Genomic DNA, 11,944 nt, shown 5'->3' with positions numbered 1-11,944 from the left:
CTTACAGGTATATCGACAAATGCAGATATCGCCCCAACTTATAAATATGCAATAAGCGGTTCAAGTTGTGACCACGATAAATTTGCATCGAGAGAGATTCGTACCCGTGCAGTCCCTTCAGCAACAGTTGGCGGACGAATCGGTAAAACATAAAATCCGGCCCGCTGCATGTGCAGGGCTTTATCCACAGCAATTTGATTTTCACCATAAATCACCGGGATAATATGACTATCAGTTGGACAAGCCAATCCTCTGTCTAGCACCGCCTGTTTTAGTTTCTGGCTAATCTGTAAAAGATGCTGACGTTTATCCTGCATCTGCTGCATATGATGAAATATAAAATTTGTCCAAGCCATATTCAGTGGTGGCTGGGCGGTAGAAAAAATCAGTGAGCGCATTTTATTAATCAAAAATTCACGAATAATTTCATCACAAATCAGATAGCCACCGACAGAGGCCAAGGCCTTGCCAAAAGTTCCGACCAGAAAATCAATGTCAGCGATACAATTTTGCTGCTCAGCACAACCCAAACCTTTGTCACCATAGATACCAATGGCATGTGCCTCATCGACATAGAGCATAACTTTTGCGTATTTCTGTTTTAAGGCCACCAATGCGTTTAAATTGGTAATATCACCGTCCATACTATAGACACTTTCGGTCACCACCATGATTTTTTCAATTTCGTCACGATTGGATGCCTGAATTAAAAGCTGTTCCAGTTGCGCTAAGTCCTGATGTACATAGCGTTGTTTCTGTGCCTTGCTTAATCGAATGCCATCGATAATACTGGCATGAATCAACTCATCGGAAATGATCAGAGTCTTGCTATCAGTCAAGGCGGGCAAAATACCGATATTCATATGATAGCCGCTGTTCAATAACAGACTGGCCCGACCAAATGCTTGACTTAAACTGGCTTCCAGTTGTTCATATTCAGGGAAGTTTCCGGTCAGTAGCCGGGAAGAAGAACTAGTTAAATGACGGGTTTCAACCGGGTAGAGATCAAAAAACTGTTGTGTTAACGCTTCATTTTGCGCCAGCCCCAGATAATCATTGGAACTTAGATTCAACATGGTGCTGCCATTTAATATGGCATATTGCCCTTGATGCTGAATTTTCTTAAAAAAACGGAAGTTATCCTTATGCTTTAACTGTTCTAAAGTATCGGCATAAGATTGATATAAAGGATTCATTGATACTCACATCAGTCAGATTGAACGTCGGCCGTTCAGGTCAGGGCTGAGATGCTACCATAAAAAAACACCCGGCAAATTGATCATACTGCTCAAGTTACAGGGTGTTTAAAAATTTTTAACCAGATTATCTAAGTTTTGCCAACCATTCACCCAGCATTTGTACAAATTGCACCAGAATCAATAATACCACTACAGTTAAAATTACCACACTACTATCAAAACGCTGATAACCATAGGATACCGCCAAATCGCCAATACCACCGGCACCGACAACACCAGCCATAGCCGTTGCCCCAATCAGACTAATCGTGGCTGTGGTGAGGTTTAAAATCAGCGAACTCCGTGCTTCCGGTAAAATAAACCTGAATACGATTTGTGCTGGTGTCGCCCCCATTGCCTGTGCCGATTCAATAATCCCCTCATTCACCTCGAGCAAAGACGTTTCAATTAAGCGTCCCATATAGGGCCCGATATAAATCGTTAGCGGCACAATTGCCGCCCAAGTACCAATCGAAGAACCGACTAAAAACTTGGTTAAAGGAATCACTGCAATCAGCAAAATAATAAACGGTAATGAACGTAGAGCATTAATCAGCGGATTTAAACCATGATAAATCACACGATTAGGTAAAATGCCTTTGGGACGGGTCAATACCATGGTAATGCCCTGAATAAAGCCCCAAATACCACCAAAAATCATTGCAAAAAATACCATTTGAAAGGTTTCTTGCAAGGCAGTTACAAACTGATCCATGCTCAGTGAACTTTGCCAGAACGGTGCTGTCACTGCCGTTAACCACTGTACGATTAAATCTCTCATACTGGTTCTCCTGACTGAATCACCCGAACTTCATGTGACTGTAAAAACTCAATCGCCTGTTGAATCAATGCCTCATCACCCAACAGTTGCACAAACATCTGACCGATCACGGTGCCGTTAATTTCGGTCATATTGGCAAACAGAATATTCAGGCTGATATCAAACTGCTTGATCAATGCCTGTACCACCGGTTGCTGGGCAGATTTGCCAATAAATTGCAGGCAATAAATACTGTGATGATGCTGATGTTCCAGCTGTGCAAAAATATTTTGGGGTAATTGTTGCTGTAACACGGTCTGGATAAAGTTCTTTGTGGTCGGATGCTGTGGTTGGCTAAAAATCTCAACCGTCGTACCGGTTTCAATGACTTTGCCGGCTTCCATAACTGCCACACGATCACAAATCGTTTCGATCACATCCATTTCATGTGTAACCATTACAATGGTAATATTCTGCTCACGATTAATTTTCTTTAATAATGCCAGTACCGACTTGGTGGTTTGTGGATCAAGTGCCGAAGTCGCTTCATCACATAATAGAATTTTTGGGTGATTGGCCAACGCACGGGCGATACCGACACGTTGCTTCTGCCCACCGGACAACTCATCTGGAAATGCATCACGCTTGTGCTTTAAGTCGATAAAATCCAGCAATTCTTCCAGTCGTTTTTCACGTTCAGCTTTCGGGATTCCCAGCAACTTTAACGGCATTTCAATATTTGCCGCTACAGTCTTGCTTTGTAACAGATTAAAATGCTGAAAAATCATCCCAATATTGGCGCGTTCATGGCGCAGTGCAGCAGCATCAAGTTGTGTCAGATCCTGACCCTTGATGATCACCTGCCCGGCTGTCGGTCTTTCCAGTAGATTGATCAACCGAACCAAGGTACTTTTCCCGGCACCGCTATAACCAATAATGCCAAAAATACAGCCTTCTGGAATGTCCAGATTAACCTGATCCAGTGCATGTAAGGTCTGGCCTTTCAGCTGATAATCTTTAGATATATTTTTAAATTGAATCATATCGCTTGAACTGTTGAAAAAAGAAGAAACAGCTAAAGCTTCCCTCTAGCTGTTTCAGTCATAGAATTATAGAACTAGTTGCTGCCTGTAAGATAGCTTACTGGTTCATTTACATCGACCTTGGTACCGCCAAAATTTTCATCAACATATTTTTTCACAGCATCGGTATGATATAAACCACCCAGTTTTTGTAATGTTGGATCATTCTGACGCGATTCGGCAGTCGCCAGTACATTGACATTCAATTTGGTACTTTGATCAATCGGCTCATAATACACTGCATCTTTTAGAACGTTCAAACCGCCTTCCATCGCCAGAGTATTCCCCAGTATAATCGCATCAACATCATCTTTAACACGAACTGCGGTTGCCATCTGAATCGGCTTAATCACCAATTTTTTAGTATTGGCAGTAATATCAGCTGGTGTGCCCTTCACTGGATCAAAACCATCTTTTAGGCTAAGTAAACCGGCACTTTGCAGTAACAACAAGGCACGGGATTCATTCGCACCATCATTGGGAATGGCAATGGTTGCCCCTTGTGGAAACTGATCAAGAGCTTTGTATTTGCTGGAATAAATCCCCATCGGTTCAAGATAAGTGGTAGACACAGGGGCAATCTTGTCTTTATTGGCAGCGTTATATGCAACCAGATATGCATACGACTGAAATGCATTGGCATCAACTTCTTTATTGGCCGCCGCAGTATTCATGGCAACATAATCGGTAAAGTTTTTCACTTCCAACTTGATGCCAGCTTCTTTGGTTTCCGGCAATGTCGCAATATAACGCCATATATCGGCATCCGAACCGGTAGATGCCAGTACCACAGTTTGCAGTCCATCTGTGGTTGCCTTGTCTTGTGTCGCTGTTTCCGGTTGTTTACCGCATGCTGTCAGCAATACCGATGCACTTAAGAAAAGACCAATTAGTTTTTTCATAGGATTACCTTAAAATGGAATTCTTGTTTAATTGTTTAACACACTAAACACGAGAAAATGGTTTATAAAAATGGGCTTAGCACCAAAATTTTCAAATCAAAACGAAAATATGAGGTCCTAAAAATGTCGCCATCATAGCAATAAATATAAATCTGTTATAGTAGAGAATCTTTGCCGACAATTTTGTCAGAAATATTTTTGTGGCCTTAGGTGTATAAATCACCCAAAACAGCTGATCTTCCAGAGAAAATCAGTGTCTTGAGTATTATTTTGATGACTTTTATTGGCATCTTTATCAATTTTTCTGCGATTGACAGCAGGATTTATTATATAAAAAATGTAAGCTACATTTGTGTCATGCCGGACTTGATCCGGCATCCAGAGTTAACGTATCCTAAATCAAACTCTAAAAGCTCAAACCTAGGCCTTAAGAACTTTGCTCTGGATACTTGCTTTCGCAAGTATGACGATATGATATGTAGCCCATAAATCGAACTTTGCTATAAATCCTACATGCAATAAGTGCCTTATTTAATCGCTCACGCAATAGAGCGCACAATTTTTTTCACTGCCGATAATAAAGTATCTAACTCCTGCACATCAATAATATAGGGAGGCATGATATAGACTAGTTTACCAAACGGACGAATCCAGATACCCAGTGCCAGACACTGCTGCTGAATCTCTGCCATATCCACGGGCTGGCGCATTTCTACCACTCCAATCGCTCCCAGTACCCGCACATCTGCCACCTGTGGCAAAGCTGCAAGCTCACTCAAAGAGGATTGAATCTGCGCCTGAATCTGCATAATTTTGCCTTGCCAGTCCTGCGCCCGTAAGACCTGAATCGACTTTAACGCCACTGCACATGCCAGTGGATTGGCCATAAATGTCGGACCATGCATAAATGCACCAGGTACACCCTGACTAATGGTTTCTGCCACATGATCGGTGGTTAGTGTGGCCGATAAGGTCATATAACCGCCGGTTAAGGCTTTACCGATACACATAATATCTGCTTCGACACAGGCATGTTCACAGGCAAACATTTTACCGGTACGACCAAAACCCGTCGCAATTTCATCCAGAATAAGCAGAACCTGATACTGTTTGCACAGCGCAGCCACTTGCCGTAAATATTCCGGATGATACATACGCATGCCACCGGCACCCTGTACAATCGGCTCGACAATAAACGCAGCAATAGACTGATGATGCTGTTTAAGAATGAGTTCTACAGGCTCAATATCCTGTGGCAGCCATTCGCCATCAAAACGCGATTGTGGTGCAGGGACAAAAAAACGTTGTGGTAAGCTACTCCCAAAAATATGATGCATGCCTGTAACAGGATCACACACCGACATCGCATTCCATGTATCGCCATGATAGCCGGAGCGTGTGGTAATAAAATTGGTTTTCTTATTTTTGTCTTTTATTAATCCGTTTTTTGCTGACCAAAACTGCACTGCCATTTTTAAGGCCACTTCAACCGCAACCGATCCCGAATCGGCATAAAAAATCTTGCTAAAATGCTGCGGCACAATCTCCAGTAATTGCTTGCCTAAATCAATTGCAGGTTGATGCGTCAGTCCGCCAAACATGACATGTGCCATGGATTTTAACTGTTGCTCAATCGCCTGATTTAATTGTGGATGATTATAGCCATGAATCACACACCACCACGACGACATCCCATCGATCAAGCGTTCACCACTATCTAGTTCAAGATATACACCCTGTGCAGCCTTGACTTTAAAGGTCGCTAGAAGATCAATCATGGAAGTATAAGGATGCCAAAGATGCTGATGGTCAAAAGGGTCGTGCATAATAAATCGGTCAAAAACAGAATCGCGATAGTTTTACATATTTAAGCCCGCAGTCCTATGGCAAAATGACCTGTTGTATCTCAGCGAATAATTTTTATAATTTGAGAAATTATTTCTGCTATGATGAGAATAATTCCGATTTAAACCTATGGTTCCAACAATGATAAAAAATATATGTTGTGCAATTTCAATCGCCGCGCTGTCCATTACAGCCAGTTCAAGTTTCGCCGAGAACTCACTCATTAAACCCAGTCAGGAAGGGCAAAAACAATGGGTGGGGCAACTTGCGCCTGCCTTCAAGTTACAGGATCAAAACCAGAAATGGCATGAACTAAAAGACTATAAAGGTAAATGGGTGGTTTTATACTTTTATCCTAAGGATAATTCACCGGGCTGTACGCAAGAAGCCAAACAATTTAAAGAACTTTATCCGCAATTTTTAAAATCCAATGCGGTGGTATTAGGTGCAAGTCTGGATGATGTCAAATCGCATCAGGTATTTTCTGAAAAATTGGGTCTACCCTTTCCCATTCTAGCAGATTCAGATCATCAATTGGCGCAAAAGCTTGGGATTGTGAGAAATCTGGGGATTGCCAAAGTTGCCAAACGTGAAAGTTTCTTAATCGATCCGCAAGGTGTCGTGGTTTATCATTATAGTAGTGTTAATACTCAGACCCATGCTGATCAGGTATTAAAGGATATACAGAAATTGCAGAAGAAATAATTTAATCTACCCGAATGGTAATCTGATAGGATTTTAAAGTGAGTTGCTTTTTTATACACAATTGGTGAATATGCTGAGCAATTTCTTCATTATCTAAAGTTTGGATGATCCCGTAGGCTGACATGATTTGGATCGGACTATGTATGGAAGCGAGAGAATACTGTGCCTGTTCACTATTAATTTTATGATAATAAAGCAGACCAGCATTTTTTAAAATTTTTAATGTGGCATAAATAGTTGCAAGATTGGTGCGATAATTTTTCTTAATGAGTATATTTTCAATCTCATAAGCTGTTATGGGTTTTCTGGAATTTTTTAAAATTTGAAAAATCATAATTCTTGGCAAAGTGACTTTGATATTTTTATGTTTTAACAAATCACGAATGATTGTATATTCCTGACCATACACCATATAAAACTCTCTTATTGAAATGATGAAATTAAAAAATCCCCCTTATCCTTAATGTGAAAAATAAGGGGAAGCTTAATTAAAATTTAAATCCTAAAGAAATGGTACCTGATCTTGGTATGCCATATACACTACCCAGATCATTAGATCTATATTCTTTATCAAATAGATTAGTAATATTTAAACCCAGATTTATATATTCATTAATCTGATAGCGTGCCATTAAATCCACCACAGCAAAACCACCCTGTGAACGGGCAATTTGATTAGCACTCGTCGTTGTATCGGAACAATACCCTGTATCTGTACAGTAAGAAATTCCTTGAGTGGTTTTATATTTCCAGCGAATTGAACCTCCTACAGTTAATTTATCTGTGGCTAAATATGAAGTAGACAAGTTAATGGCATGTTTGGGACGTTCATAACTATAATCCCCTGTGGTCATGGAAGATCCTGAGATACGTTCATAGCCATTTTGCGATTTTACATGTAAGAAGGTATAACCAGCATTAATCAGCCATTTGGGGGTTAATTGTCCTTGAGCACTGATTTCAAAGCCGCTGATAGTAGGTCCATCACTAGCGTACATAATTTCACAACTTGTCCCTGTTACTGGGGTACAGGTAAATGTACCAGAAGTTGGACTCGAATCTAAATAAGCAATGTTTTCTTCTTTCATTCTAAATATGGCCGTTGCCAGATTTAATTTATTATCCATTAATGCACCTTTAACTCCAATTTCATAGGAGTTCCCTTCAATAAATGGAAGGAAATTATCATTTTTATCTTTTTCTAATTGAGTTTTATAAATCCCTGTATAACTGGCATAGGCAGTCGTATTAGGTGTTAAATCATAAATTAAACCAGCATAAGGTATCCATTTATCTTTTGGTGAATACTCATAAGAATTAAGTTCCTCTTTTATTTTTGATACATTATAAAAATTGTTCTTAATTTCATAATGATTAAAACGTGTACCTAAAATAACTTTAAGCTTATCTATAGGTTCAAATTTTGTACTAAAAAAATAACCATATTGTTTTTCATGAATATCATTGTGGCTAATCATTTTATCCAATGGATATTGACCATATTTAAGAGCAGTACGCCCTGAATTTTCAGGATAAGCTATATGACCATTCCAATCTTCCAGAGTAGTACAAATTGCATGTATTGATGTACTACATGATGGAGAATTACTCCAACTTGATGTGTAATAATTTGGAGAAAAAGTTTTTTGGTTAAAACCATTAGCCCCTAGAGCAATCTGTGCTTCTCGCCCAAATAGTTCAAACTTTCCCAATAAGCTAATATCCAGATTATGAATTTTGGAATCATCATTTTCGCGACCTATACTAATACTGGCTGTATTATCAGTCGCATTATACCATTCCGACCCTAAAATCCCCCAAACACGATCCGGCATACTCCGCGTATATTGGTAATTGGTAGAAAGTTTCCAATGATCATTAAAAGCATGATCAAGCGTTAAGAAACCATTCCACATTCTTGTATGTGCATAAGACCAATCTGTTGCAGCATTCCATTTTCGACTTCCTGAATCAAATAGACCCGATTTATATGTATTATAAGTCGTTGAATAAATAGCTGTCATATGTGGGCTGGCATCATCAATATCTTTGTCAAACCATGTACCACCGACTGCAACGGTGGTCTTCTCGCCTAAATCCGCTTCCACGATACCGTATAATGTTTTTGTTTCTTCCTGGATACGATCAATATACGTTCCACCCTGTGCATAAGCACCCACAAAACGTCCACGGATACTACCATCACTAGTGAAAGGCTGCGAAACATCCAGCTCAACACGCTTCTTTCCCCATATTCCCCAACTAATCTTGCCACTGCGCTCTGCTTCAAATCCCGGGCGTTTACGTACAAAGTTAATGCTGGCAGAGGGGTCTCCGGTTCCGGTACTTAAGCCGGTAGAACCTCGAGTTACTTCAACACGGTCATAAATTACCGTATCCATACCTGCAAGTAACTCCATACCCCGTGTACCACTAATCAATGTCGGTGCACCATCCACCATCACATTATTAATTTCATAACCTCGGGAATAGAATGTCGCACGTCCCGCACCCGGTACGCCATAGTTTTGTACAGTTACACCCGGCGTGGCTTCCAATATTTTATTGACATCCGTCAGTGCCTGCTCCTCGATCTGTTTCTGGGTAATAATGGTAATGCTTTGCGGTGTATCTTTGAGTGCCAGATCCAGTTTAGTCGTACTGCTGGAACGATTGACCCCATAATTGTTTTTTGAGTCTTCTCTTGGATCATCATCTATGGCTTTCACCACAATGACAGGTAATTGTATACTATTCGTCACCTCTCGCAATTCACCCTGCGAACTTGATCTAGTCCCTTCTACAATACTCCAGACACTACCCTTTTTTTCAACAACTAAATTTGTACCTTGCAATAATTGATGTAATGCCTGTTGTACAGATAAATTACCTTGTACTTTGGGCGCAGTTTTATTATTTAAAATATCACCAATATAAATAATATCAACATTGGCTTGTCGTGCCAGCTGTTGTACCGATTGCGATAACGGCTGTGCAGGTAAATTTAATTCAACATTTTGTGCATATACACTGGTGGAATACAACAGTGTGGCCATCACCAGACTTAAAGCAGTTTTTTGAATCCCCATGATTTAAACTCCGTCTTAACAAAAAAGTAATTCTCATGTGTTAAGACGATTCATTTGCATCAAGTGTAAACCTGAGTTGGAAAAATATTTTTATTTCCGTTCAACTTTCCAATGATGTTCATTAATCTTTTGTATTTTTACAGGCGCAACATGCGGCAAAGCCTGCATAAATTGTTGATAATTTTTTGCCTGAAACTGACCATTAATCGGTATCTGTTTGAGCTGATCATACTCAATCTCAACGGTAAAATCAGAATAACGCTGAAAATTATGAATAGCTTCCTGCAAAGGTTTCTGTTCAAATACAATTTTTCCTGTTTGCCAAGCCGTGATGGCATAGCCATCAATCGTCTTAACTGGACCGAACTGCTCATTCTGATAATGAATCGACTGTTGCTCAGTTAAATGCATTGACAAAGACTTGCCATTTAAACGACGAACTTCCACCTCACCTTCAAGTACAGTGACCATTACCTCATCATCACGATGTTTATCAACATTAAAAATCGTGCCAATGTCTCGTATCCATACATCTCCAGCCGTCACAGTAAAATCACGCTCAAATAAACGAGAAACAGGATTCTGTCCATGGGCCACAGTAAACATGGCTTCACCTTGTAGCAAAACGATTTCCCGACTGCGTAGGTGTTGTTGTACAGTAATTTTAGTATTAGTATTTAGTTCAATCTGGCTGCCATCGCTTAACATCACCTGCTTTTGTTCACCTAATTGGCTCACATAGCTTTGCTGTTGATAGCTGGGATTATACCAATACAGTCCAATTGCTACCCCGACAAGCGACAATAAAGATGAACCTACTTTTTGTCGTTGCAAGCGGCGTTGCTTGGCCCGCTGCAATATCTCCTCTTTTGATGGAATATTAGGCAGAATTTCGTCTTCAAAACAGGAAATCATGCGTTGAATGTCCTGTAGACTATGTTGTGATGGCACTGTATTTTTTTTGGAATGTTTGTGATCCATGGGATTATTCATCTTTAATCTCAATAAAAACAGGCAGAAAACTTTGTAATGCCCGGGTTAAATGCTTAATCACCATCATTCTGGAAATGCCCAGTTGCTCTGCCACCTCGACTTGTGACATGCCATAAAACTGGATCAGTAAAAAAACATCCTGACATGTGGGCGGCAAGCGTTGAATTTTTTGTAAAATTATCTGGCTATATTGTTTTTTTGCAACGACCAGTTCCTGCTGGGTAAACAAGCTGTTAAATTCAGAAAAAACTTCATGTGCTATTATTTCTTGCTCGACATAAGAAATTTCTAATTGATTTTTTCGAAGATAATCTCGTCCAATATTACAGCTTGCTATTTTCAAAAATGCAATTGGATTTTCTAATTGGCTAAATTTTTCAGGTTTTTGTAAAACTCGTAAATAAGTTTCCTGCACAATCTCATTGGCAATTTGCCTATTACCAAATACTCTACTGATATAATTCACTAATTCATCATAATATTGGACAAGTTCTGTTGCTGGGGAATGTGACATGGTACAAATCACCAGAAGTATATATAAATAATAATTATTATCACTTGTAAGTAAATTTTTCTCAAGCTTAAAGTATATTAAATGTTTATTTCAAATTATTCGAATAAAAAAGGTCGGCAATTGCCGACCTTTTCATCTCATTACGATTACATCTGTGACTGGATATAGTTTTGTAAACCAACTTTCTCAATCAAACCTAGCTGTTTTTCCAGCCAGTAAGTATGATCTTCTTCGGTATCAGACAATTGCTGACGCAGCATATCACGGCTAATAAAATCGCCATTTTCTTCGCACAATTTAATGCCTTTTGCCAATTTTTCACGCACGTGATATTCAAGGGCAAGGTCTGCTTTTAAACAGGACACCACATCGGTACCGACATTAATATCTTCACGATTCATATTCGGTGTTCCTTCAAGGAATAATACACGACGAATAATCGCATCCGCATGTGCTGCCTCTTCCTGCATTTCATGATCAATGCGTTCGTAGATTTTTGGTAAACCCCAATCTTCATACATACGGGAATGGATCAAATATTGATCACGGGCAGCCAGTTCGCCACCGATCAACATATTAAGATAGTCTATGACTGCTGGATTGCCTTTCATAATATTGCTCCTCAATTTTCAAGCATTATGCACTATTGGAGGATAATTTAAAAGCCAAAAATGTATTTAAATGTTTGATTTATAATAATTAAAAATGAGAAACAAACGCATTTACACTTTATCTCCAGGTTGTATTTAAATACTATCTTTTCTTTAAGCTGTTGAATTTGTATTCAATAATATTATTTATTTTGCAATATTGTTT

11 protein-coding genes are annotated in these 11,944 nt (G+C 39.5%); 1 reads left to right on the top strand and 10 read right to left on the bottom strand.

All coding sequences use genetic code 11. The features are described 5' to 3' along the window. Window positions 1-38: 38 nt before the first annotated feature. The 5 genes from CRO21_RS10195 to bioA form a co-directional block, all read right to left on the bottom strand. On the bottom strand, window positions 39-1,196 hold the full coding sequence (locus CRO21_RS10195; protein WP_097079190.1) for an 8-amino-7-oxononanoate synthase: 1,158 nt from the start codon (window positions 1,194-1,196) through the stop codon (window positions 39-41). 127 nt (window positions 1,197-1,323) lie between these two features. Continuing rightward, entirely contained in the window at window positions 1,324-2,019 is a 696-nt protein-coding gene (locus CRO21_RS10190) for a methionine ABC transporter permease (protein WP_097079189.1), read from the bottom strand. Next, window positions 2,016-3,041 carry a methionine ABC transporter ATP-binding protein gene (locus CRO21_RS10185; protein ID WP_097079188.1) on the bottom strand — a complete coding sequence of 342 codons (1,026 nt, stop codon included), beginning with the start codon at window positions 3,039-3,041 and terminating at the stop codon, window positions 2,016-2,018. The genes CRO21_RS10190 and CRO21_RS10185 overlap by 4 nt, the downstream gene beginning before the upstream one ends. A 74-nt stretch (window positions 3,042-3,115) precedes the next feature. Continuing rightward, a complete protein-coding gene (locus tag CRO21_RS10180) occupies window positions 3,116-3,982 on the bottom strand; it encodes a MetQ/NlpA family ABC transporter substrate-binding protein (protein ID WP_097079187.1) in 867 nt (288 codons plus the stop codon). A gap of 539 nt (window positions 3,983-4,521) precedes the next feature. Next, window positions 4,522-5,808, bottom strand: a complete 1,287-nt coding sequence (gene bioA / locus CRO21_RS10175; protein ID WP_097079186.1) for an adenosylmethionine--8-amino-7-oxononanoate transaminase — start codon at window positions 5,806-5,808, stop codon at window positions 4,522-4,524. Window positions 5,809-5,968: 160 nt separating this feature from the next. On the opposite strand from bioA, the gene CRO21_RS10170 reads away from it, so the two are divergent. After that, entirely contained in the window at window positions 5,969-6,532 is a 564-nt protein-coding gene (locus CRO21_RS10170; RefSeq protein ID WP_097079185.1) for a peroxiredoxin, read from the top strand. Between the two features lies 1 nt (window position 6,533). Here CRO21_RS10170 and CRO21_RS10165 read toward each other — a convergent pair whose 3' ends face one another. The 5 genes from CRO21_RS10165 to ftn form a co-directional block, all read right to left on the bottom strand. After that, complete coding sequence (locus CRO21_RS10165) at window positions 6,534-6,941, bottom strand: Fur family transcriptional regulator (RefSeq protein WP_171294027.1); 408 nt, start codon at window positions 6,939-6,941, stop codon at window positions 6,534-6,536. A 79-nt stretch (window positions 6,942-7,020) separates the two neighbouring features. Beyond that, on the bottom strand, window positions 7,021-9,621 hold the full coding sequence (locus tag CRO21_RS10160; protein ID WP_097079183.1) for a TonB-dependent siderophore receptor: 2,601 nt from the start codon (window positions 9,619-9,621) through the stop codon (window positions 7,021-7,023). Window positions 9,622-9,711: 90 nt separating this feature from the next. Continuing rightward, complete coding sequence (locus CRO21_RS10155) at window positions 9,712-10,602, bottom strand: FecR family protein (protein WP_097079235.1); 891 nt, start codon at window positions 10,600-10,602, stop codon at window positions 9,712-9,714. 4 nt (window positions 10,603-10,606) lie between these two features. Next, a complete protein-coding gene (locus tag CRO21_RS10150) occupies window positions 10,607-11,128 on the bottom strand; it encodes an RNA polymerase sigma factor (protein ID WP_097079182.1) in 522 nt (173 codons plus the stop codon). A 146-nt stretch (window positions 11,129-11,274) separates the two neighbouring features. Continuing rightward, the gene (ftn, locus tag CRO21_RS10145; protein WP_087621520.1) at window positions 11,275-11,739 is read right to left on the bottom strand and encodes a heteropolymeric bacterioferritin subunit Ftn; all 465 of its coding nucleotides are present in this window, start codon (window positions 11,737-11,739) and stop codon (window positions 11,275-11,277) included. Between the last annotated feature and the right edge of the window lie 205 nt (window positions 11,740-11,944).

The organism is Acinetobacter puyangensis (assembly GCF_900096995.1).
GTDB lineage: Bacteria > Pseudomonadota > Gammaproteobacteria > Pseudomonadales > Moraxellaceae > Acinetobacter > Acinetobacter puyangensis.
This window is presented reverse-complemented; position numbering and strand designations above follow the sequence as displayed.